General features: G+C 56.7%; 26 protein-coding genes. 17 read left to right on the plus strand and 9 right to left on the minus strand.

The window, feature by feature from the left end; genetic code table 11:
• Positions 1-58: 58 nt before the first annotated feature.
• The 6 genes from ACX3P1_RS13985 to ACX3P1_RS14010 form a co-directional block, all read right to left on the minus strand.
• Entirely contained in the window at positions 59-553 is a 495-nt protein-coding gene (locus ACX3P1_RS13985) for a hypothetical protein (protein ID WP_459080190.1), read from the minus strand.
• Complete coding sequence (locus ACX3P1_RS13990; RefSeq protein WP_459080191.1) at positions 553-1,116, minus strand: hypothetical protein; 564 nt, start codon at positions 1,114-1,116, stop codon at positions 553-555. The genes ACX3P1_RS13985 and ACX3P1_RS13990 overlap by 1 nt, the downstream gene beginning before the upstream one ends.
• 12 nt (positions 1,117-1,128) lie before the next feature.
• Positions 1,129-1,548, minus strand: coding sequence for a hypothetical protein (locus ACX3P1_RS13995; protein WP_459080192.1), 420 nt, complete (start codon positions 1,546-1,548; stop codon positions 1,129-1,131).
• Between the two features lie 132 nt (positions 1,549-1,680).
• A complete protein-coding gene (locus tag ACX3P1_RS14000; RefSeq protein WP_459080193.1) occupies positions 1,681-2,082 on the minus strand; it encodes a hypothetical protein in 402 nt (133 codons plus the stop codon).
• Complete coding sequence (locus ACX3P1_RS14005) at positions 2,076-2,513, minus strand: hypothetical protein (RefSeq protein ID WP_459080194.1); 438 nt, start codon at positions 2,511-2,513, stop codon at positions 2,076-2,078. Before ACX3P1_RS14005 ends, ACX3P1_RS14000 begins: the two co-directional genes overlap by 7 nt.
• A 124-nt stretch (positions 2,514-2,637) precedes the next feature.
• Positions 2,638-3,084: a hypothetical protein gene (locus tag ACX3P1_RS14010; RefSeq protein ID WP_459080195.1), complete on the minus strand. Its 447-nt coding sequence runs from the start codon at positions 3,082-3,084 to the stop codon at positions 2,638-2,640.
• A gap of 137 nt (positions 3,085-3,221) precedes the next feature.
• Between ACX3P1_RS14010 and ACX3P1_RS14015 the strand changes: the two genes are divergently transcribed.
• From ACX3P1_RS14015 to ACX3P1_RS14035, 5 genes are all read left to right on the plus strand, one after another.
• Positions 3,222-3,563, plus strand: coding sequence for a PIN domain-containing protein (locus ACX3P1_RS14015; RefSeq protein WP_459080196.1), 342 nt, complete (start codon positions 3,222-3,224; stop codon positions 3,561-3,563).
• 110 nt (positions 3,564-3,673) lie between these two features.
• Entirely contained in the window at positions 3,674-7,015 is a 3,342-nt protein-coding gene (locus ACX3P1_RS14020) for a cadherin-like beta sandwich domain-containing protein (protein ID WP_459080197.1), read from the plus strand.
• A gap of 86 nt (positions 7,016-7,101) precedes the next feature.
• A complete protein-coding gene (ligD, locus tag ACX3P1_RS14025) occupies positions 7,102-8,064 on the plus strand; it encodes a non-homologous end-joining DNA ligase (protein ID WP_459080198.1) in 963 nt (320 codons plus the stop codon).
• Between the two features lie 97 nt (positions 8,065-8,161).
• On the plus strand, positions 8,162-8,800 hold the full coding sequence (locus ACX3P1_RS14030) for a GIY-YIG nuclease family protein (protein ID WP_459080199.1): 639 nt from the start codon (positions 8,162-8,164) through the stop codon (positions 8,798-8,800).
• 55 nt (positions 8,801-8,855) lie between these two features.
• On the plus strand, positions 8,856-9,365 hold the full coding sequence (locus ACX3P1_RS14035; protein ID WP_459080200.1) for a hypothetical protein: 510 nt from the start codon (positions 8,856-8,858) through the stop codon (positions 9,363-9,365).
• 3 nt (positions 9,366-9,368) lie between these two features.
• Here ACX3P1_RS14035 and ACX3P1_RS14040 read toward each other — a convergent pair whose 3' ends face one another.
• Positions 9,369-10,061 (minus strand): hypothetical protein, encoded by a 693-nt coding sequence (locus ACX3P1_RS14040; RefSeq protein ID WP_459080201.1) that lies wholly within the window; start codon positions 10,059-10,061, stop codon positions 9,369-9,371.
• Between the two features lie 41 nt (positions 10,062-10,102).
• On the opposite strand from ACX3P1_RS14040, the gene ACX3P1_RS14045 reads away from it, so the two are divergent.
• The 10 genes from ACX3P1_RS14045 (at position 10,103) to ACX3P1_RS14090 (ending at position 19,545) form a co-directional block, all read left to right on the plus strand.
• Positions 10,103-10,468, plus strand: a complete 366-nt coding sequence (locus ACX3P1_RS14045) for a LexA family protein (protein WP_459080220.1) — start codon at positions 10,103-10,105, stop codon at positions 10,466-10,468.
• Positions 10,469-10,580: 112 nt separating this feature from the next.
• On the plus strand, positions 10,581-11,234 hold the full coding sequence (locus ACX3P1_RS14050; protein WP_459080202.1) for an N-6 DNA methylase: 654 nt from the start codon (positions 10,581-10,583) through the stop codon (positions 11,232-11,234).
• Positions 11,234-12,829: an Eco57I restriction-modification methylase domain-containing protein gene (locus tag ACX3P1_RS14055; RefSeq protein WP_459080203.1), complete on the plus strand. Its 1,596-nt coding sequence runs from the start codon at positions 11,234-11,236 to the stop codon at positions 12,827-12,829. Before ACX3P1_RS14050 ends, ACX3P1_RS14055 begins: the two co-directional genes overlap by 1 nt.
• Complete coding sequence (locus ACX3P1_RS14060) at positions 12,822-15,392, plus strand: GIY-YIG nuclease family protein (protein WP_459080204.1); 2,571 nt, start codon at positions 12,822-12,824, stop codon at positions 15,390-15,392. The genes ACX3P1_RS14055 and ACX3P1_RS14060 overlap by 8 nt, the downstream gene beginning before the upstream one ends.
• 93 nt (positions 15,393-15,485) lie before the next feature.
• On the plus strand, positions 15,486-15,914 hold the full coding sequence (locus tag ACX3P1_RS14065; RefSeq protein WP_459080205.1) for a hypothetical protein: 429 nt from the start codon (positions 15,486-15,488) through the stop codon (positions 15,912-15,914).
• A gap of 91 nt (positions 15,915-16,005) precedes the next feature.
• Entirely contained in the window at positions 16,006-16,305 is a 300-nt protein-coding gene (locus ACX3P1_RS14070) for a hypothetical protein (protein WP_459080206.1), read from the plus strand.
• Between the two features lie 7 nt (positions 16,306-16,312).
• Positions 16,313-17,584: a Y-family DNA polymerase gene (locus ACX3P1_RS14075; protein WP_459080207.1), complete on the plus strand. Its 1,272-nt coding sequence runs from the start codon at positions 16,313-16,315 to the stop codon at positions 17,582-17,584.
• A gap of 69 nt (positions 17,585-17,653) precedes the next feature.
• Positions 17,654-18,160 (plus strand): hypothetical protein, encoded by a 507-nt coding sequence (locus tag ACX3P1_RS14080; protein ID WP_459080208.1) that lies wholly within the window; start codon positions 17,654-17,656, stop codon positions 18,158-18,160.
• A gap of 258 nt (positions 18,161-18,418) precedes the next feature.
• Positions 18,419-19,234 (plus strand): hypothetical protein, encoded by an 816-nt coding sequence (locus ACX3P1_RS14085; protein WP_459080209.1) that lies wholly within the window; start codon positions 18,419-18,421, stop codon positions 19,232-19,234.
• 20 nt (positions 19,235-19,254) lie between these two features.
• Positions 19,255-19,545 (plus strand): hypothetical protein, encoded by a 291-nt coding sequence (locus ACX3P1_RS14090; protein ID WP_459080210.1) that lies wholly within the window; start codon positions 19,255-19,257, stop codon positions 19,543-19,545.
• 183 nt (positions 19,546-19,728) lie between these two features.
• On the opposite strand, the gene ACX3P1_RS14095 is transcribed toward ACX3P1_RS14090, so the two are convergent.
• The gene (locus ACX3P1_RS14095) at positions 19,729-20,190 is read right to left on the minus strand and encodes a Ros/MucR family transcriptional regulator (RefSeq protein WP_459080211.1); all 462 of its coding nucleotides are present in this window, start codon (positions 20,188-20,190) and stop codon (positions 19,729-19,731) included.
• Between the two features lie 58 nt (positions 20,191-20,248).
• Between ACX3P1_RS14095 and ACX3P1_RS14100 the strand changes: the two genes are divergently transcribed.
• Positions 20,249-20,941 carry an SOS response-associated peptidase gene (locus ACX3P1_RS14100; protein WP_459080212.1) on the plus strand — a complete coding sequence of 231 codons (693 nt, stop codon included), beginning with the start codon at positions 20,249-20,251 and terminating at the stop codon, positions 20,939-20,941.
• Between the two features lie 48 nt (positions 20,942-20,989).
• Complete coding sequence (locus tag ACX3P1_RS14105; RefSeq protein WP_459080213.1) at positions 20,990-21,394, plus strand: DUF5086 family protein; 405 nt, start codon at positions 20,990-20,992, stop codon at positions 21,392-21,394.
• Here ACX3P1_RS14105 and ACX3P1_RS14110 read toward each other — a convergent pair.
• A partial coding sequence (locus tag ACX3P1_RS14110) for a hypothetical protein (protein ID WP_459080214.1) occupies positions 21,384-21,572 on the minus strand: 189 nt, incomplete at its 5' end. The two genes, ACX3P1_RS14105 and ACX3P1_RS14110, sit on opposite strands and share 11 nt — an antisense overlap.

Below are 21,572 nucleotides of genomic sequence, written 5' to 3' on the forward strand. Positions count from 1 at the left end.
ACTAGGAAACCAACCGGCACAGCAAGTAACAAAACTCCCCTGAAAACCGCCGACAGCATTATGCCGCCATCGCAAACGACGGCCTCATCACCGGAGGGGCGACAGGCTCCTTGTTGCCCGGCATCAGGGAAGGGCGGCTTCCGTAAATCGGCCCGTTGTCCGTTAGGAAGTCAGCGACCTCCCAGCTATCGGCTCCCTTGATCCAAGCGCATTCGTCCTCGGTCATCGCCTTCATGTCGGTGAGGCGAGATTTCGCAAACAGGTGGGAATTCTCATCGAGCAGGTGGTCACGGTGTTCCTTGTCGAGACCTGCCCATGACCTTGTGAACGAAACCAGTCGCGCATCCTCGCGGATGGTTGTCATCGCCTCATGGACAGTCTGAATCCATGCCAGGCGCTCGTCCGCGGTCAGTTCCCACGGATCACGGGTCGTTCCCTCGATTTCGATGCCGAACCGGCGGCCGCCCAGCCGCAGCAGCGCGTCCTCCTCGTACTGATCCAGAATCCGCTGCCTGAGCGTTTCCATCATTATTTCGCTTGCGGTCTTTTCCATTATGCAGCCCTCCTCGTTTGCTGATTTCGTGAATCTGTCGGCGCTAGCATCGCGCGGAAACAGTGGTCGCCTGCGACGATCCCCCACCGCTTAACGAACGCCTTTTCGTCCTTGGCCCACACAGGCAGCACGGCGTAGGCGAACAGCTCGACCAAGCGTTCGTGGTGCTCGGTGATGCGATCACCCTCGTCCGTGCGGGGCTGTTTCCGGTGAAGACCGGGCGTCTGCTTCTCGCACGCGACGAATTCGCGGAAGTGGCCGAAATTCCGGAACGTGTCGATATGACGGCGCAGGCGCGGGTTGCCGTCAAATGATGGCGGCAACGTTCCTTCGCGGTTTGCATCCATCTTCAAATGGCCGAGCGCGTACCAGGTGATGGCCGTCATCTGCGCCGAATTGAGGCTAAGCTTCCGAACCTTGCCGTCCATCTCGACCGTCACGAAAACGCCATTGCGGGAGTCGGCCTTCGTAAGGAATGCCTGTGACAGCGGATTGCCCTGATGCTTCGTCAGAAACTTCAGGTGTCGCTTGAGCCGCGATCTCTCTTCTTTCGTCGTCGCCATTCTCGCCCCCTGCTATCTCATCCCGAAAGCCATTGCTGGCTCGGGTTCTTGCATCGCCTCCAAGGCTGCCAAAACTTCTTCGACGCGCCCACGGACGTATCCGGGCGACAGCGACACCCTGGGATCGATGACGCGCAGTTGCCATCGCTGCTGAAAAGCCTCACGCGACTTCGCCCACGACGGCAGGTCAGCCCATATATGCGACAACACGCGATCCCGGTCTTCGTCGTTTTTCGCTACCGAATTGACCGCCTCGCGGACCTCATTGATCGACATCATGACGTCGTCGAATTCATCGCGCGTCAGAAACGGGGCTACGTCTCCCCGCACTCCCGTCACCTCGGCCGACGTGTACGGCTCCAGAACCGCATCAAAGATCTCGTTAACTTCGACCGGCACCCTCAACCCGTTTTCGAATACTGTCTCACGCATCACGAACCCTCCGCAGAAATTGCTTTCACGAAGATTCTCACTCGGGACTATGCAAGGAACTAACGGAAAACGATCGATCAAATTGAAAACGGCCCCCGTCAGGAGGCCGTTCAATCCATTGGCGGACATCGCTCAGTTCGGATAGCTCTCCGGATCGGAGGCCGCCTCCAGTCCCAAAAAGAACGCCATGCCGATGAATGAACACAACCCCATCGCCCCCATTATCTTGGCTACGATAATGACACCCGTCGGAATTTCGATTGACGGCAGCAGGCTGTAGCCGAACGCGATCGATTCTCCGACGACGCCGAGAGCCGCACCCATATGCGGAATGGAGTCCAGAAATCCGGTGATCAGCGAAATCATGTCGTGCGCCACAGGCACCCCGACTTCGACCAGGGCATCATAGCCGTCAGACAGGGAAGCGAGCCCTGCGCCGGTGATATATATCGCTGCGAAGATCACGAAAATAAATAGCGGCAGGAACAAGAGTTTTAGCGGTTGGAAGCCTTCGGATTGAACGGGCGTCAGCATGGCAGAACTCCCGAGCGTAGGGTTCTGAATACGAATCTGCCGCCTTCAGGAACCGTGCAGCCGACAGGCTGGGGGACCTCTTGATCGGTGACGTTTACGGTGATCGTGCGGATCGCTGGGTTGAGTTCGACAGTGTACGTGAAACCTATCGTGTCAACGGGACAGGTTTCCAGAATGGAAATCAAAATCCCACTCTCATTGTAATCCCACGCTCCGCAAATTGCATCCAAAGGATAGCCATTGTACCATTCCGGAGCATCGTCGCCCTCTTCGAGCGTGACCAGTTCACTGTGGGTGACGAGCTTCGTTTCCCCGCGCGAGATAGTCACCGTGAAGTCGTGAGGCATGGGTTCAGCACTTGCCACCCCGACACCGATCAGCACCGTGCCGGTCGCCAACGCTGCAATAAGAATCCTTTTTATGCCCAACATGGATGCCCCTCCTGAATGGTTGGTTTCAAAAATGATCACCTGGGAACCAGCAAGCCACAATGGGGATCGGGGATAAGAAAAAGGCGACCCGGAGGCCGCCTTTGGTGTCGTGATGGGGTGGGTGTCAGTGCTCCACCACAGAGCCACCTGCGTATCCCACGCCTTGGCCTGTTCCTATCGTGCCAGAAGTGACCAGCGCGAAAGGCGTGATGCAGACGTTATATCCATGCGAGAAATCGCTAAATTCGATTCGAAGATAATCATGGTCGAAGTCTTCCGCGTTCTCGACGTCATCCCACGGGTTGCCGAATATTTTCGAGGAATCAAAATCACCCCAGTCCAAGGTGCCAACGTTACTCAACCAGATGGAATCAAACGCTGCCGCAATCGGCCCGCCCACATCAAAGACGTGATCATATCGCTCACCGCTGACACCTTCGACGGTCAGATCGGTTTCGCATTCATAAATCCAGCCGCCGTTCATTTCGATCTGGACATACGACTTGGATGGCTCCTCGGGCACCTCAGGAACCTCCGGTGTTTCGGGTGAAGTCGCAGCGACAATGATCACGCCGTCCTCATGGATCGCCAGATGAATTTCGTATCCGCCTGAGCTGTTGCCATTGCAGCAAGCACGATTCCTAGTGCTGCGCCTGCAGCGAGTGTCTTCTTGAACATATGTCGTCCCCTTATTGTTGTTGTTGCGAAATGCTGCCTTTTGGCCAGCGTTCACAAACATGTTTTGTCGGGGCTCAGCATCAAACAACCCTCGGGGGACAAGAATTTTGTTTCGAAATGTTGCTGAGTGTTTCCGTGGCAACAAAGGACTTCCCTACCTGCCCAAATTCCTCGCTCAATTTCCTGCGTCCTTGTCAGAACGGGTACCGTGCGACGGTCGCCCGAGCCGCAGGCATCTCACATGGCTTTGAGGACATCGCCATTGCGGCTACGGGGAAACAGTGCGATCTGGTCGTGCTCACGCAAAATGAAAAAGATTTCCAGCCTTTGGGTGTGAGGTATCAGAAGCCGTTTGCTGGGCTGCCTGACTAGGTTGGGGCAAAACCGCAGGATTATGGCGTCTTTGTGGTTAAATTTTGTGATTTCGCCACATTGTGTTAAAGCGACCATTGGCGGATGCAAACTGATGAGGGGGGGGATGCATGACCAAGTTCATGCGTCAGGCGAAGCTGATGTGGCAGCGCTTCGCAATAGTGTTTCTTGCCCTTTTATCGATGTCGCTTCATGCAATGGGCGCACCCACACCTTCGTTGTCGATCAATGATGTCAGTGTTACTGAAGGCGGCGTCGCTGTTTTCACGATAACTCTCAGTAGTCCTGCGGATGCTGGCGGAGTAACTTTTGACATCGGCACGGTCGATAATACGGCAAGAAGCATATTCGACTTCACGGAAAGTATCCTTACATCTCAGACAATTCCCGCAGGATCCAACACGTACACTTTCAACGTAACCACTATAGATGACGCCGATTTCGAGCTGTCCGAACAATTTTTGGTTAACGTCGACAATATCATAGGAGCAACAATTGATGACCCGCAAGGGGTAGGCACCATTCTCGATGATGACCCTGCTTCTTCAAACGCCAATCTCAGCGGCCTTGTTCCAAGCGCAGGCACTCTAACTCCAGCGTTCACATCTGCGACACTTTACTACCATGCTTCGGTGGCAAATTCGGTCTCGAGTATTGTTTTCACGCCGACGGCAGCTGAGCCAAATGCCCAGATCTCTGTGAATGGGCCCTTTATTGCATCAGGATCGGCAAGCGGACCTATCGCGCTGTTGGTCGGCCTGAATACCATCGATGTTCTCGTCATAGCTCAGGATGGGACAACGTCACAACTCTACAAAGTCTATGTCGAGCGCGCTGCGGCCCCGAACGCCGATCTAAGCTCCCTTGTTCCAAGCGTCGGAACCCTCAGTCCAGCTTTCGCTGCCGCTACGCCGAACTATACGGTGCATGTCGCAAATACCGACACCACGATTTCTCTGACACCGACTGTCTCCGAGCCAAATGCCACGATTACGGTCAACGGTATCTCGGTTGTCTCAGGAGCGGCGAGTGCGCCTGTTTCCCTCTCTGTTGGCTCCACGACCGTGACAGTGGATGTAACTGCACAAGACGGGACGACAACAAAGTCCTACACGGTCATTGTCACACGGGCCTCTTCGGCTGTTGCCGATCTCAGCAGCCTTATTCCCAGCGCAGGCACTCTAGCTCCCGCTTTCGCATCAGGGACACTTGCCTACACTGCTGCTGTGCCAAACTCGGTGGCAAGCATGGCGTTCACGCCGACAGCGTCTGAGCCTAATGCCACGATCACGGTCAACGGCACCGCGGTTGTCTCAGGAACAGCCAGCGGACCTATCCCGCTCTCAGTCGGCCCGACATCCATCCCTGTTGTCGTGACAGCACAAGACGGGACCACGACGAAAACCTACAATGTCACTGTAGTGCGAGCTGCGGCCTCGGACGCCAATCTCAGCGGCCTTACCCCGAGCGCCGGAACCCTTGATCCAGTGTTCTCGGGGGCGACGCTTGCCTACAATGTCGCTGTCGATAATGCTGTCAACAGCATCTCGCTGACGCCGACAGCAGCCGATCCGACAGCAATAATTTCTGTCAATGGAGTCGCAGCCTCGTCGGGCAGCGCCAGCGGCGCAATCGCTCTGTCGGTTGGCAATACCGTTATTCCCGTCGTCGTAACCGCGCAGGATGGGACCACGACGAAAACCTACAATGTCACCGTCATACGGGCCTCGTCGGCCGTTGCCGATCTCAGCAATCTGGTGCCGAGCACCGGGGCGCTCGATCCCGCTTTCGGTGCCGGAACGTTTGCCTACGATGTTTCCGTTGCAAATTCGGTCTCTACGATAGCACTCACGCCAACTTCCCTGGATGCGGCAGCAACGATAACGATCAACGGGACGCCTGTTGCCTCTGGTGCAACGAGTGCTCCTATCGCACTTGCTGTCGGCACCACTGTTATCGATGTCATCGCCACCGCCCAGGATGGAACGACGACACGAACGTATACCGTCAGCGTGCTTCGATCTAACCCGTTGCCAACGGCGACAGCGAGAACGATTGAAGTCGTGGCGGGCACCACTGTCACAGTCGACCTCACTGAAGGTGCTTCGGGAACGCCGTTCACCTCGGCCGCCCTGACGTCTGTACCGGGATCCGAAACCGGAGCCTTGCATCTTGACGCGCAGCAACAACGGCTCACCTTCGATTCCAGCCCGACATTCTCGGGATCGGCGGGAGTGGGCTACACGCTGACAAACGCCGTTGGCACCTCGGCTCCGGCCACGATCACGTTTTCCGTCATCGCCCGCCCTGACCCCTCGCAGGATTCCGAAGTCCTTGGATTGCTTGGGGCACAGGTCGATGCCGCAAAGCGCTTCGCGCAATATCAGACGCGCAACTTCAATAACCGCCTCGAGCAACTCCACGACGAGGGCGACCGCAGGCGGAACTCCATGGATATCCGCCTCGGCTACCGCGAGTCCAATACCGACAGCGACCGAAACGATGCACAGCGTTACCTTGATCAAATGGGTGGCGGCGGCACGCCGGGGCTCCTTGGCTACGACGATGGCAAGGACGCCAGCAACGGGGGCAACCCATCTTCGTCCTCCGGCATCCAAGGGCCTGACCTTGGCCCCTATGCCATATGGACAGGCGGCTTTGTCGATTTTGCCGAGCGCGACAAAGGCGGACTGGACATCGATTCAACGGCCGTCGGCATAAGCGCGGGCGTCGACTACCGTTTTTCGGATCGCTTCGTCGCAGGCTTCGGGTTCGGCTACGGGCACGACAAGAGCGATGTGGGTGACAACGGCACCGAAAGCCGAGCCAACGCTTACAGTGCCGCTATCTACGGGTCGTACAAACCCACCGACAACCTATTCCTTGACGGTCTCATTGGCGGAAGCTGGCTGGATTTCGATTCAAACCGCTTTGTGACCACAACCGGTGACTTCGCGAAGGGCAGCCGGGACGGCCACCAATTATTCGGCTCCCTAACTGCTGCATACGAATTCCGGGATCAGAAATGGCTGGTATCGCCGTATGGGCGTTTTGAGCTTTCTCGCTCATGGCTGAACGGCTTCACCGAAAAGGGCGGCGGCATCTACGGACTAACCTATGGCGACCAAACCGTGGACACGGTTTCCGGTGTCATCGGCGTTCGGGCCAGCTACGACTTCCTGATGGATTGGGGAAAGCTGACGCCAGGCGTACGGGCCGAATTCACGCATGACTTTTCGGGATCCAGCCGCATCAGTCTCGGCTACACGGACATCGGCTCGCTTCCATATGCCGTCGATGTCGATTCCGTCGGGAGCGACTACGCTACCCTTGGTTTGTCGCTTGATGCCGCACTGCTGAACGATTGGCTGATCGGCCTGGAATACCGAACGGCGCTTGGCAGCGGCAGGCAGGATCACGCGCTTGGGCTGAAGGTTGGAGCCAAATTCTAAAGGATGCGCGGCGATAGAGGCGGCGGCTTTATACCAACTCGCCGCCGCTCTCACGGAACCAAACAGCGCAAGGCGCTTTCATCTGAATGCCAGCCAAGAAGCCCATTCCGCCCTCAAAGAGATCGTCAGCCCGCTTCATTGCCCGCGTGGTCAAAGGCGCGGAACCGCAGCCATTTCCGGGTTTCATTGAGCCCTCGCTTCCGTCCCTGAAGACCAAGGTGCCGTCGGACGACGATTGGATTCATGAACTCAAGATCGACGGCTACCGTACCCAGTTGCATGTCGTCAGTGGCAGCGTGCGCATCTTAACGAGGCGAGGCCACGATTGGATACACCGTTTCACATCCGTTGCTGACGATGCCGCCTCCCTGCCTTGTAACGAGGTCATCCTGGACGGCGAAATAGCGGTAACGGACGACAAGGGACGGCCGAGCTACAGCGCCCTAATTGCGGACATCGGCAAGGGCATCAGTGACCGATTGGCCTTCTACGCGTTCGATTTGCTCTATCTGGACGGATTCGACCTACGAAAGGCACCGCTGCTCGAGCGGAAGCGCGTGCTGGCCGAATTCCTGGCCGAGGCTGATCCCAAGCGCATATTCTTCGTCGAGCACTTCGAGACGGACGGGGCGACCCTCTTCAATCAATTCTGCGATCTCGATATGGAAGGCATCGTCTGTAAAAAGTCGGATTCCGCATATCGGTCGGGTCGAACGCTTCAATGGATCAAGGTCAAGTGCACCAAGATGGATGCCTTTCCGATTATCGGTTTCGATGCCGACCGTGGACCGATCACTGCCTTGTATCTGGGCCGCAGGGACGGTCACACGATGTCGTTTGCGGGCAAGGTCGGCACGGGATTCACGGCGAAGTCGGCGAGGGAATTGAAGGACACTCTCGATGAACTGGTGATCGGCACGTCACCGGTGCCCGATCTCAAGCAGAAAGAGGCGACTTGGGTGGAACCCGTTCACGAAGCCAAGGTTCAGTATGCCGAAGTGACGCCTGACGGCATATTGCGGCATGCTTCCTTTAAGGGGTTGGCGTAGTCCTCCTGCCAATCCGATCCGTCTGAGACTGAAACAGACAACTCAAATTTGTCCCTTGCTACGCCACGCCTGAGCCTCCTCAAAAAGGGGAGGGCAGATGGCGGAAACTCAAAAAAGACGACGCGGCTACGTGTATGTGCTCTCGAATCCGTCGATGCCCGGCATCGTCAAAGTCGGCCGCACTTTCCGCGAACCCCGTGCCCGCGCCGCCGAATTGAGCGCGGCGACAGGTGTGCCGACACCTTTCAAGATCGAGGCGACGGTTTCGACTTGGAATTGCGTCTGGCTAGAGCGATTGGTTCACGATCAACTCGTCCGATGCCGCGTAAATATGAACCGCGAATTCTTCAAATGCACCGTCGAAGAAGCCTTGAAGACCACCAAAAAGGCGGCTGAAGGCATGAAAGGGAGCCGTTTCAGGTCGGCGTCCACCAAGCCGTCCGGCGTCTTTGAATGGGTCGGTGCCCTGGCAATGGCCGCCGCTGGCTACGGATGGCTTCAAGGTCTGCCGCGAGAACTCGCTGTTGGAGGAATTCATGCCTCCGTGATCTGGATCGCCATTTGCGGACTCGCCATGCTGGTCGGCTGGCCGAGGTGGACTGGTGCCCTGCTGCTCATACCAGGTCGCCTGAAATGGGTTGGCGTATCCGTGGTCGCGGGGCTGGCGATCTGGCCGTGGGTTGATGCCAGCTTTCTGCAGTATGGGCTGCGTCAGGTGTTGGGTGCCGCGTTTTGAGTTGTCGGTGACGGGTGATAAGCATCTGCCTTCTGAAAATGGGGCGGGAATTCGAATGGCGGCTTTGAAGCGTGCATATTTTGTAGCCCTCGCCATGGCGACATGTCTCCCATCCGCCCAGGTCGTCGCTCAATCAGCGCCGGAGCACCACGCTTGGCAAGATAAGCGCTCATTCGAGCCGTTCAGCCGAACATCGGATTCGATCACTGGCGCGATTAAGCTGTCTGGAAATGCGAAGTTTGCAACCGTAGGCAGCCAGATGACGCTCACATTCGGCAACGGCAAAAAGGTGAAGCTGACGTCGGTCGGCGCATCTTGGCGTCGTTGGAGTGACTCGGAGGATAAACTGGTCACCGCGGAAGTCTTCAAAATGGCAGCCGACCCTGGGAAGCTCGAGAATGGCAACACTCTCTGTGGTGGCACTGCCAGATATGTCGTTTTCCACGATGCGTCGTCCGTCGGAGATACGTGGCTGCTTGGCGTGGCCGTGTTCGATTCCAAGAAATCACCGCACGACATCAACAGCCCTGGGCTTTGCGGCACCTTCAATTATGTCAACGATTGATGTCTAGGGCTTGGGATCACCGAGGTATTTCGGGCTCATTTTAAGCAGCTTCTGATAGATATGCTCCGAACCGCTGAGATCGGCTTCGATATCGGTGTCTTCGCAATACGGCCACCCTCGGACTTCTACGCGACGCAGAATGCGTTTTCCTTTTCGCACAGCGTTGATCTGCTCTTCATCGGTCAGGGAATCAATCCTTGTCCCGTCAACCGCGGCTTTGCTCGGCGCGGGCTGACATAGCTCGTCGCTGCTCATTCGCGATAATTCTTGCCCCTCACGGGTAAACTTGAAAACGTATAGACAGGAGCTGCCTAACCCATAAAAATGATGGGATTTAACGCCTCTGCAGATGATCGCCCAGCAGTTGGCTGCGTTCATGACCGTTCCGTAGGGATCCTTGTGATCGTGCATGCAGTTGTATGACCACTGCTTCCACTCAATGGCATCAGCCCTGGCAGGCGTTGCCGCGAGCGAGAAAATTGCGATCGTCGCTCCGACGACCGCGTGAACCATTGCACGAATCATAATATCCCCCGCACCCAACCAGCTTCTTGTCACATCCTCGGCGTCGACGGCAATTCTGTTGGTTTCCCACAGCAGGAAAAGATTCCTTGTCCACACGCTTTCGGAGTCCGCCCGTTCGCTATATGTTCCCATCCATGTCAGTAGCCGCCCTAGTACCCATTCCTCACCCAATTTCCTCGAAGGGAACAATTGTGCCCTTATCCGGCACAGTTGTGCCCGCAGGTTTCCCATCACCCGCAGCCGACGACTTGGAGGATGAACTCGATCCCATTGCGTGGATCGTGAGGCACCCGTCGGCCACGTTCTGGTGGCGCGTGAGCGGCGACAGCCTGATGGACGAGGGCATCCGTGATGGCGATATGATCGCCGTCGATCGAGCGGGGAAACGCCGTGTTGGGCGGATCGTGCTTGCTCTAGTGGACGGCGAGATCACGGTGAAGAAACTTGCGAAAAGGGATGGTCGCCATTGGCTCGATCCGAAATCGAAAGGGAGGGAGTTCGCGCCGATCCTAGTGACCGAGACGACCGAAATTTGGGGGATCATTGCGGGCGTCATCAGGCGTTATGAGGTCGAGTGACGTATTTCTTCACCGTCGCCTTTCTCACTGGCTTTCATTGCGATAACGGCCCAAAGCAACAATGTCGTCGATGTAGAAATAGCGGCTTACCGGATTCGAGTATGTTTCACCCATGAACCTGATCAAATCAAAAAAGCGGGTCAACGACCATGGGGAAGTGTTCACACCGCCCTGGCTGGTCGAAAAGATGCTCGATCTCGTGAAAGGGGAGACAGAGCGGATTGACGCCCGGTTTCTGGAACCCGCGTGCGGGAGCGGGAATTTCCTTGTCCCGGTCCTGCAGCGCAAACTGGCTGCCGTGGAGCTGAAATTCGAGAAGTACGATTTCGAAAAACGGCACTACGCCCTGCTGGCGCTCATGTGTACATACGGCGTCGAACTACTCCCCGACAACATCGCCGAATGTCGCGCCAACATGTTGGAAACCCTCGTCGATTATATGAAAATCGATAAGACCGACGATCTGTATCGGGCTGCTTCGTATGTGTTGTCCCAAAATTTGGTGCACGGCGACGCAAGGACAATGCGCGCGCACGGCAGCGAGCCGATCACCTTCGCTGAATGGGGTTACCTCGGCAAAGGCAAGTACCAGCGGCGTGATTTCCGTTTCGACGTCCTCACCGGGTCATCTGCCTTCAGCGCCGAGGACTCATTGTTCGCTCATCTGAAAACGCACGAAATCTTTACACCAGCCAAGATTTACTCGCCGATGACGATGCGCGATCTTGCTGGCGTATTTATGGGAGCCGCTCCGGGGGGAGTTTGATGAACCAACAGGTGCCTTTTGCGCTGCGAGGGCGTAATCCTGATGTGCTGACGTGCATCGCGAACCTTTCGAACGATGAGGTTTTCACCCCGCCTGAGTTCGCGAACCAGATGCTGGATTCCGTGACCGAAGCCTGGGCAGCCGCGCACAATGGCGCAAACATCTGGGCAGACAGCTCGGTCAAGTTCCTCGACCCCTTCACGAAGTCGGGCGTTTTCCTTCGTGCGATCACCAGGCGTCTCACCGAAGGCTTGGCTAGCGAGATTCCCGACCTAAACGAGCGCGTCGACCACATCCTGACCAAACAGATATTCGGCATCGCAATTACGAACCTCACTAGCCTGCTGGCACGGCGGAGCGTGTATTGCAGCAAACAGGCTAACGGCAGCCATTCAATTGCCGGGTCCTTCACAAGCGATACGGGAAACATCTGGTTTGAGCAGATGGAGCACACGTGGGATGGCGCGAAATGCAAGTTCTGCAACGCGCCGCGCGCGATTTTCGACCGGGAGGAAGGTCTTGAGAGCCATGCCTACGCGTTCATCCACACAGACGACATCAGGGCTCGGATCGCCGAGTTGTTTGGAGACGAAATGCAGTTCGACGTGATCATCGGAAACCCGCCGTATCAAATGACCGGCGGGGGTGGGGGAACAAACGATTCTCCAATCTACCAACTGTTCGTGGAACAGGCCGTGCGCTTGGAGCCGAAGTTCCTGTGCATGGTCATCCCTTCGAGATGGATGGCTGGCGGTCGGGGGCTTGGCGAATTCCGGGCTGAATTCCTCGGCGACCAGCGTGTACGGACGCTCGTTGACTACGAGAACGCGAAGGATGCGTTTCCCACCGTGGGTATTGGCGGCGGCATTTGCTACTTCCTATGGGACCGCGACAATCCCGGGACGTGCGAATGCACGTACCATAGAAATGGCGCGATCATCGGACCGTATTCACGCACCTTGGACGAGTTCGACGTCTTCGTACGTGATAAGCGGGCGGTCGACATCTTGCAAAAGGTCGTCGCGGCTGGGGAGCGATCCTTTGAGGAACTTGTCAGCGGAGACACCCCATTCGGGCTGCCAACCAACTTTTCAGACTATGCTCGAGATGCGGTGCCGAATGATATGCAGGTGCTTCTCTACGCCAATGTCGCCACAAAACGAGTTCGCGGCGCGATTTCCCGCGAGGTGATCAACAAAAACCAGCAACTGATTGACGTCTGGAAGCTCTTTCTTCCCGTCGCTGGCTCCGGCCGCGAACGGGAACGGAGCGGGGTGGACCTGGTATTAGGCCCGCCGATGATCGGTGAGCCGGGATCGGTGTGTACTCAAACCTATCTCGTCGCCGGGCCTCTGGATTCAAAGGCTGAGGCCAAGAATGTCGAGTCATATCTGCGGACGAGACTGGCGCGGTTCCTTGTGTCGCTTCGCAAGCCAGCCCAACACGTTTTCCGAGGCATGTACCGCTGGGTTCCCATCCAGACGTGGGACCAAACGTGGACAGACGCCGATCTCTATGAAAAGTACGGTATCGACGCGCCTGAGATAGCGTTCATCGAGCAGATGATCCGCCCGATGGGGGCGGGTCATGAATAAGCCAACCATAGAGGAAATCCTCACCCCGAGGCCGGAAGCCCGCCCGCGTATCTATGCCTATGCAATCGCTGATGCAGCGCATGCTGGCCTGCTGAAAGTCGGTCAGACCACCCGTGACGTGAAACAGCGGATAGCGGAGCAGCTGAAGACGGCCGCGATCGCCAACTACGCCATCGAACTCGACGAGTTTGCCAGCCGTGACGACGGTTCGATCATCACCGATCATGCTGTGCGTAATGCGCTCAGGCGCAAAGGTTTCGCGAACCCGCAGCTTGAATGGATGCGATGTACGGTCGCCGACGTGAAAACAGTGCTGGCCGAATTGCGGATCGGTCAGCAGTTCACGGGCACACATCACAAGACCTTCCGGCCGAGGAAGGAACAGGCTGCGGCGGTAGAGCAGACCTACGAGTATTATCATTCCCGCTGGCAACAGGATGCGAATGCCGTCCCACGCTTTCTCTGGAACGCAAAGATGCGCTTCGGGAAAACGTTCACGACCTACCAGCTGGCCAAAAGGCTCGGTGCCAAGCGGGTCTTGGTGCTGACCTTCAAGCCCGCGGTCGAGGACGCATGGCGGACCGACCTCGAATCCCATGTGGATTTCGACGAATGGCAATATCTTTCACGTCATTCCGAACGCGATCCCAGCCAGATCGATGACACGAAGCCATACGTCTATTTCGGTTCGTTTCAGGACCTACTAGGTCGCGACAAATTCGGAAATATCAAAGCCAAGAACGGCTGGCTACACACGATCAATTGGGATCTCGTGGTATTCGACGAGTATCACTTCGGCGCGTGGAGGGAAACGGCGAAAGAGCTTTTCGAAGGCGAAGAGGACGCCAGTCGAGAGACGAAACTCGAATACACTGCCGACCTGGAAAACGTGAACGAAGACCTCGGCGTGCTTTCAGAGAACGAAGTCGAGTTCCTCCCGATCACGACCAGGGCCTTCCTCTATCTATCCGGCACCCCCTTCAAGGCGCTGGCAACGGGGGAGTTCATTGAGGAACAGATTTTCAACTGGACCTATACCGACGAACAGCGCGCCAAAGAGGAATTTGCGGCAGAGAACCCCGACGGGCAGAATCCGTACGGCGCTCTGCCGCAAATGCGTCTGCTAACCTACCAGATGCCTGATGAGCTGCTTGCGATCGCCAGCGCGGGTGAGTTTGACGAATTCGACCTGAACGCATTTTTCGCCGCTACAGGCTCAGGTGAGGCGGCAACCTTCGAGCACAAAACCGATGTTCAGAAATGGCTCGACATCATCCGGGGTGGGTATGCGCCGCAAGCGGTGGAAAGCCTGAAAACCGGGACACGGCCGCCATTTCCATACTCAGACGTCCGTCTTCTCCCCTACCTCCAGCATTCATTCTGGTTCCTGCCCAATGTCGCAGCCTGTCACGCCATCGCAAACCTACTTGCCGAGAAGCAAAATGTCTTCTGGCACGATTATGGAATCGTCGTTGCAGCGGGCGCATCGGCAGGCATCGGCCTCGAAGCCCTTCCGCCAGTACGAGATGCGATCGGAAGCGGTTTCGACACCAAGACGATTACACTGTCGTGCGGCAAGCTGACTACGGGCGTGACGGTAGCGCAGTGGTCCTCGATCCTGATGCTGCGCAACCTTAAATCGCCGGAGACGTATTTCCAGGCGGCGTTCCGGGTGCAATCGCCGTGGTCGATCAAGAATCCCGACGGCGACAATCCGAACGAAGAAGACGTCCTCAAGCCTGTTTGTTTCGTGTTCGACTTCGCCCCGACACGTGCGCTCCGCCAACTGTCAGAGTATGGCATCGGCCTGTCTCCAGGCGAGCCGAATCCTGAAAATGCCGTGCGAGACCTCGTCTCTTTCCTGCCAGTGCTTGCCTATGACGGCGCGAACATGACCCAGATAGATGCGGGCGGCATCCTGGACATTGCCATGGCCGGAACATCGGCCACGCTGCTCGCCCGCAAATGGGAATCCGCGCTGCTTGTCAATGTGGACAATGACACCCTGCGCCGCGTGCTGGGCAGCCTAGAGGCAATGGCCGCGGTCGAACGCATCGAAGGCTGGCGGTCGCTGGGCGACAACATCATCGAAACGATCATCAACAAGAGCGACAAGGTCAAGGAACTCAAGCAGAAGGGCAAGGACGGCGGGCTGACCGGAAAAGAGAAGAAGGAGCTGAGCGATGAGGAGAAGGAGTACAAATCCAAGCGCAAACTCGTTCAGGAAAAACTGATCAAATTCGCTACCCGAATTCCTGCCTTCATGTATCTCACGGACTTTCGTGAAAACACCCTTCAGGATGTCATCACCAAAATCGAGCCAGATCTCTTTTTGACTGTAACGGGGCTGACTGTAGCGGACTTCCATCTTCTTGTTCGGCTGAAAGTGTTCAACACCGAGAGGATGAACGAGGCCGTTTTCGCCTTCCGCCGTTATGAAGACGCCTCCCTCCGCTACACCGGGATCGAAAGCCATCAAGGCCTGACGCACTACGGCCTGTACGACACCGTTGTTGCGAAGGAGACGACAAACGTTGCCGATATGAGCGCCTCGACTGCATAGGTGACTCATGCCGCCGGACAGTCGACTGGTATGGTGGGTTGCGAACACGCAGTGCAGCCTTGGTTGAAATCGATATCAACCAGGGAGACGATCATGATCATGAGGTTATACGGGATCAACGGCCTGGACACCGTCGTCTGCGATCTAAGCAATGACGGCTTTTACCTCGAGCACATCAGCTACGACATCGAGAACCGATGCACTGCGGATTGGTTCTGCGAAAAGCACGACGTCGAGGTTGACGAGATCGGGGATGACGTCATGGCGGCCGACGAGTTCTGCCATGCCTGCCCACGGCATCAGGTCTATTCGCGGTCGGCCACCAGGTTCGTGTCGGGATCGCTGGGGCCATGGAATTCTCCGGGCGACGCGCAGCAGCAAATCCACGTATTCATGCGGGATCAGGTTGCCCAGAACGGCTTCTATCGGCGCGAAGTTCGCGAGCTTTTCCAGAACCCGTGGTCGCTGGAGGTTCCCGACGAGTGGTTTGACGACGACGAACCCTCCGAGGTCGCAGCATGATAGGACTCCAGACATGAAATTGCGGACTGATGACGAGAGACAGCTTTTCGACCGGTGGCTACGCGGAGTTGCCGACGGAGACGAGCAATTGATGCCGTTGCTCGAAGCCTCGATCGGACGGATCGCGGCCGATCGCGTGCGGGAGATCCTGAAGAGGCGCGGTGGCAGGATAAAAATGGGAGACCTCCCCGCATCGCAGCCGATGCCAGGCTTGCCCGAGGTCATCGCAGGTTGGTTCACATCCGCCATCGACGCCGATGACGAATGGCTGCACGACGTCGACGAGAAAGGCCGACCAGAGCGATTGATGGCGTGCCAGTCGTATGACGATCTTCTCGAACAAGCACAGCTCGACTTCGACAAGCGCAAATGGCCGTTGCCTGGCCGATAGGAACACGATGTCCATCGCCCTTATCGACGGCAATAATTTTTATGTCAGCTGCGAGAGGGTCTTCGATCCGAGGCTGAACGACGTTCCGGTCATCGTGCTGTCGAACAACGACGGCTGCGCGGTCGCCCGATCTGCCGAGGCGAAAGCTCTTGGCATCAAGATGGGCGACCCGCTGTTCAAGATACGGGACAAAGTGAAAGCGCACTCCATCCGTGTGCTGTCGTCGAATTATACCCTCTACGGCGACATGAGCAGGCGCGTCGTCGACGCTCTTGGCCAGTTCTCGCCGCACATCGAAATCTATTCGATCGACGAAAGCTTCGTTGACCTGTCGGGCTTCCAATCGGTGACAAAACAGGCCGTCGAGATGAGAATGGCCGTCAGAGAACTGACAGGCATCCCGACTTGCGTTGGCATCGCCCCGACAAAAACGTTGGCTAAACTGGGCAATTTCGCCGCCAAAACGAACCCGGTCTTCGGGGGTATCTGCGATTTCACGGATGAACGAGTAGCAGCCTGGTGCATGGACAGGATCGCGGTAGGGGAGGTCTGGGGCGTGGGATCGCGCACGGAAGCCAAATTGATCGACATCGGCATCAAAACTGTCGCCCAGCTCCGTGACATGCCGCTTCCACAGGCGCGAAAGCTTGGAACCGTTGTCCTCGAAAGGCTTGTCGCCGAACTCCGCGGTGTCCGCTTTCTCGATCTCGAGGAGGTGGCCCCGCAGCGCAAAGGGATGGCTGTCACCCGATCTGCAGGGATGCCGATGACGACAATGGATGCCCTGATGCAGGCGATGACGGCGCACGCGTCACGAGCGGCGCAGAAATTGAGGTTGCACGGACTCGTTGCCGGAACGTTGACGGCATTTTTTCATACGAACCCGTTCTCGGCGACGGCACCACAACATTCGACATCCCGGACAATCCGGCTGAAGCCGATGTCGAACGACACCTTCGATTTGGTCAGGGCGACCCGTATGTGTGTCGAGAAAGCCTGGAAAGGCGACCGCGGCGGCAATGGCTACGCATACACGAAAGCCGGGGTCATGCTCAACGACCTGCTGAAGGCGGAGGAAGCCCCGCAGCTGCTGTTCGAATTCGAGCGGCCAAGGGACGCTCGGCTGATGGCCGCCCTCGATGCAGTGAATGATCGTTTCGGAAAAAAGAAGATGGTTGTCGGATCTGAGGGGTTCCGCAGATCGTTCGAGGCGAAAGCAGAAATGCGGTCGCCGAGCTATACGACACGGCTATCGGACGTGCCTGTCGTGCGGGTTTGAAAAAAAGTTCTTGCGCTCCGTCGTGCATAACGGTAACAGTCTGTTCGTTACCATTATGGATTGAAAACGATGGCAATGTCACCGGCCGAAAAGCAGAAACGATATCGCGAGCGCAAGAAAGAAGCCGAGAAATCGGCGGAGGACGTCGTCTCCGGCTTTCTGAAGGAACCCTTTGCTGGGTGGCTTGCGAAGCACGACGGAAATTTCGTCGAAGATGTCTGTTATCCGCTCGAATGGGCGGGCTTTGAACCGCCGGATTTTTCAAACGACGATGATCCCCGATTTGCGGAAATCTTTGGTCCTGACGAACCTGACGGCGGCACCATTGGACGGGCCGAACGCATGGTCAGCTATCTCCTGGATGCATCTCGCGGACTGGCTCGCTTAATAAACGAATACAAGGTCGACGAGATCAATGCGCGACTCGGCGAACTGGAAAACAGCCTCAAGGGCGAGATGACGGATAAAGCGAGAACGAAGGCGCTCGCAGATTTCGTCCGTCTCAACCGGATGCGAGATCGTCTGGGTAAGATAATCCGTCACGAATATCCGGTCACTGCGGTCAAGGGAGAATAGGTCACCAGCGTGACCAGGACGCGCAGCCAGCGGTCGTGTCCATTTGCGAACAACACTGGCAGTTGCAACCCGGGCACTTTCTCTCGGGTGACGCGACATGGAGGGGTCGACTGATCAAGTCGCCAGCGCCGTGACCAAGGCAGGCAATGAGGTCTGTACAGTTACGTAAGGGCAGTTGCGTTGCCCGCGTCGGAAATGCGGGACGATCCCGCCTTCTTCCATCCTTCGATATTCAACACACATACCAAGGGGCGGACAATGAACCAAGTACCAGTATTCCTGGATCGATATCGCGACGTCATCAACAAGGGTGGCGAAGCCGCGGCACAAACGCCGGCGACGCTGTTGTCATCAGGTGGCGGCGACGAATTATTTTACATCCCGTTCGAGCACGTAAACCCGATTGCAAGGTTGGCGATCGTTGGCATCACACCCGGCCCGGAGCAGATCAAGCTTGCGTACCGAACCGTCAGCAGCAAACTGAAAGTTGGCTTGCCCGACGACACGATTCTCTTGGAGGCCAAGAAACATGGGGCCTTCGGCGGGCCGACCATGCGCCCGAAATTATTGCAGATGATGCACCATTTCGGGTTTGCTCGGATATTGGGCATCGAAAGAGAAGAACTGCTCTGGGCCGAACACGCCGATCTTCTTCATAGCACATCAGTGATCCCGCACGCGGCCTTCCGGAATGGCAAGATGTTTGCTGGCAGCTTTGGCGAGGTTCTGAAGTCGCCCATTTTCCGCGAAAGTTTCGAACGAGATTTCGTCGCCTCCCTTCCGGCTTTGTCGCCAGACACACTCTATGTTGGCCTCGGCCCAACACCGTTGGCAGCACTGGACTGGTGCGTGGAACAGGGCGTGATCAAGCGGGAACAGGTTCTCGGTGCATTCGCGCATCCTTCGACCAGCGGGGGCAGCCAAGTGGACGTCTATCTCGGCCTCCGGAAGGTCGCCGAGCTCAAGGAGAAGGATCCCGTGCGCAGTCGTCTGGATTTCCTGCTTCCTGCCTATGAGCGAATGAAAAACGCTACTGACGGTCTCAGCAGTCCGATCGCCACTGCGGCGGAATAGTCAAAGGGGATACAGAAACGATGGATACCAATAATTTTCTTCAGAGCGTCTGGTCGATCTATAACGGCAAGCGTGTCCACCCGTATAAGGGTGAGAAGGGAGACAAGAAGGGGCTGTTCAGCATCAATTTCACGAACGACACGAATAAATTCGAGGGGATGACGGAGGAGCAGCTGGTCAAGGCCATTACAAGCGGCCTCTTCAGGAACCGAGGAACAATCCGCATGCGTGCCCTGGATTCCCAGTCCGGTTCGGACCGAAACGCTTTCGCCCCTGACTTTTACCTCGGCAAGCGCGTAAAAGACTTCTGATAGCAAGGGCACGCGCCATGGGATACCGAGCCGACAAAGCCTACGAGAAGCCGAGCGGGAGACCTACCGCAATTGGAAGGCCTCACTCACATGGCCGGAATACTCCGCTTGGCACTGACGACTGTGGCGGCCGCTTGTTATCGGGATGACCGGCGGCACCGCAGTCTATTTCCTGTTCCTACGTTAGGCAGCCTTCGGCTTACGTCCACGCTTTACTGGCGCTGGCGCAACAGCCTCGACAACCTTGGGCTTCCGACCGAGCCCCATCGTCTTCGCGAGGGCAGAACGGGCGGCAGAATATCCCGGTGCAACCATCGGGTAGTCGCTCGGAAGGCCCCATTTCGCCCGATATTCGTCAGGCGTCATATTGAAGTGGGTCGTCAAGTGGCGCTTAAGCGACTTGAACGACTTTCCGTCTTCCAGGCAGATGATGTGGTCGTGAAAAACCGACTTTTTCGGATTCACCGCAGGCTTCTGTGGCTCACCAGCAGGCTCGGCCGCCGTGCCAGTCAGACCAGATAACGACAGGTGGATTTGGGCGATCAGCGCGGGCAATTCGGAAACAGGCACGGGATTGTTGGAGACATAGGCAGAAATCACGTCAGCGGTCAGCTCGATGATTCCTTCATTATTGGTGTCGGACATTAAGGGTTCCAGTCGTCTTTTGGGGGGATGTTGGCTACATATAGTCTTCTGTGACCCGATGCAAACTGGAGAACTACCTGTGTGTGGCCGATACACCCGATATCTGACATGGGGCGAAATACATCGTCTTTATAGGTTAACAACAGATTGGGAGAAGGGTCGCAACACAGCCGCCCGCTACAACATCACGCCGACACAGACCGTCGATTTCATCACTCCCGACGGCAATGGAAACCACAAACTTCATGAAGGCCGCTGGGGTCTTGTCCCCTGGTGGTCAAAGGAAATTGGCGGATACGCGACATTCAATGCAAAATCCGAGGAGGCGGCGTCGAAGCCTGCGTTTCGTGATGCCTTCAAATCGAAAAGGTGCCTGATCCCTGCCGACGGTTTTTACGAGTGGACGAAGTCCGAACAGGATGGCGGCCGAGATCCTTGGCACATATTCATGCCTGATCACCAGCCGTTTTCGTTCGCGGGCTTGTGGGCGCACAACGAGAAATTGGGCATCGAGAGCTGCACAATCCTGACGGCCGAGCCCGTTGCACTGATGGCAAGTATCCATAACCGGATGCCGATTATCCTAAAACCGGAGGTCTATGACCACTGGATGGATCCGGAAACACCGGTCGACAATGCCAAGGAACTCATGAAGGAACACCTGGACGGCGACCTTCAGATGTATCGCGTCGACCGGCAGGTGAACTCGAATAAGTGGAATGGCGGCGCGGAGGGGATTGCGCCGATTTAGCAGTGATCACGGTAGCATCCGACGAACCAAAAAGAGCGACCTGTTCTCATGAAAACCCTCCCGATTTCCATACTGCTATCCTTGGCAGGTGCCGTGACGGCGTCCGCTCAGACGCTGACGGAAACCATTGTGCTGTCTGTGACGCGGCAATCGGTGACGTGGGCAACCGTCTACAAGAATCCTGACGCGCTGCAAGATGATCCATATTTTCACGTGCAAGTCTTCGAGAAAAAGAAGGGCGCGGAGCCGTGGGTTTACAAACTGGTTTCTCCTCATCTCGTCGTGACGCCTGAGGCCTTGGCCGCAAGCCGGACGAGCAAGAAGGCGGCCATTCCATCCTATAAAGACGTCGAGTTTCGCTACCTGTACCGGGATTGTCTCCAGAACCCGGAGACCCGCAGCAACGCTCCAATCTGCGAGAACGACATCCTGGATTGCGTCTCTAGGCAATAGAAGGCAGCTTCCGTTCTCCGGAATAATTGACTACAGCCCTGCCATGTTTGATTTCGTGCAAAAGAACGCCCGCTGGATCGGCGGCGGCTTTCTCCTGACCTTGTTTTCGTCTTTCGGGCAGACGTTTTTCATCGGCCTGTCGGGCAACGAATTGCGTGAAACATTTCACCTGTCCGGC

Source organism: Mesorhizobium sp. A623 (assembly GCF_054489405.1).

Coding starts and splice junctions, on each gene's coding strand:
- ligD (WP_459080198.1), top strand. CDS start 7,102: ATGCCAGCCAAGAAGCCCATTCCGCCCTCAAAGAGATCGTCAGCCCGC.
- ACX3P1_RS14030 (WP_459080199.1), top strand. CDS start 8,162: ATGGCGGAAACTCAAAAAAGACGACGCGGCTACGTGTATGTGCTCTCG.
- ACX3P1_RS14000 (WP_459080193.1), bottom strand. CDS start 2,082: ATGCTGACGCCCGTTCAATCCGAAGGCTTCCAACCGCTAAAACTCTTG.
- ACX3P1_RS14095 (WP_459080211.1), bottom strand. CDS start 20,190: ATGTCCGACACCAATAATGAAGGAATCATCGAGCTGACCGCTGACGTG.
- ACX3P1_RS14060 (WP_459080204.1), top strand. CDS start 12,822: ATGAATAAGCCAACCATAGAGGAAATCCTCACCCCGAGGCCGGAAGCC.
- ACX3P1_RS13985 (WP_459080190.1), bottom strand. CDS start 553: ATGGAAAAGACCGCAAGCGAAATAATGATGGAAACGCTCAGGCAGCGG.
- ACX3P1_RS14055 (WP_459080203.1), top strand. CDS start 11,234: ATGAACCAACAGGTGCCTTTTGCGCTGCGAGGGCGTAATCCTGATGTG.
- ACX3P1_RS14085 (WP_459080209.1), top strand. CDS start 18,419: ATGAACCAAGTACCAGTATTCCTGGATCGATATCGCGACGTCATCAAC.
- ACX3P1_RS14100 (WP_459080212.1), top strand. CDS start 20,249: ATGCAAACTGGAGAACTACCTGTGTGTGGCCGATACACCCGATATCTG.
- ACX3P1_RS13990 (WP_459080191.1), bottom strand. CDS start 1,116: ATGGCGACGACGAAAGAAGAGAGATCGCGGCTCAAGCGACACCTGAAG.
- ACX3P1_RS13995 (WP_459080192.1), bottom strand. CDS start 1,548: ATGCGTGAGACAGTATTCGAAAACGGGTTGAGGGTGCCGGTCGAAGTT.
- ACX3P1_RS14005 (WP_459080194.1), bottom strand. CDS start 2,513: ATGTTGGGCATAAAAAGGATTCTTATTGCAGCGTTGGCGACCGGCACG.
- ACX3P1_RS14090 (WP_459080210.1), top strand. CDS start 19,255: ATGGATACCAATAATTTTCTTCAGAGCGTCTGGTCGATCTATAACGGC.
- ACX3P1_RS14070 (WP_459080206.1), top strand. CDS start 16,006: ATGCCGTTGCTCGAAGCCTCGATCGGACGGATCGCGGCCGATCGCGTG.
- ACX3P1_RS14035 (WP_459080200.1), top strand. CDS start 8,856: ATGGCGGCTTTGAAGCGTGCATATTTTGTAGCCCTCGCCATGGCGACA.
- ACX3P1_RS14105 (WP_459080213.1), top strand. CDS start 20,990: ATGAAAACCCTCCCGATTTCCATACTGCTATCCTTGGCAGGTGCCGTG.
- ACX3P1_RS14075 (WP_459080207.1), top strand. CDS start 16,313: ATGTCCATCGCCCTTATCGACGGCAATAATTTTTATGTCAGCTGCGAG.
- ACX3P1_RS14080 (WP_459080208.1), top strand. CDS start 17,654: ATGGCAATGTCACCGGCCGAAAAGCAGAAACGATATCGCGAGCGCAAG.
- ACX3P1_RS14015 (WP_459080196.1), top strand. CDS start 3,222: ATGCTGCCTTTTGGCCAGCGTTCACAAACATGTTTTGTCGGGGCTCAG.
- ACX3P1_RS14020 (WP_459080197.1), top strand. CDS start 3,674: ATGACCAAGTTCATGCGTCAGGCGAAGCTGATGTGGCAGCGCTTCGCA.
- ACX3P1_RS14050 (WP_459080202.1), top strand. CDS start 10,581: ATGAACCTGATCAAATCAAAAAAGCGGGTCAACGACCATGGGGAAGTG.
- ACX3P1_RS14065 (WP_459080205.1), top strand. CDS start 15,486: ATGATCATGAGGTTATACGGGATCAACGGCCTGGACACCGTCGTCTGC.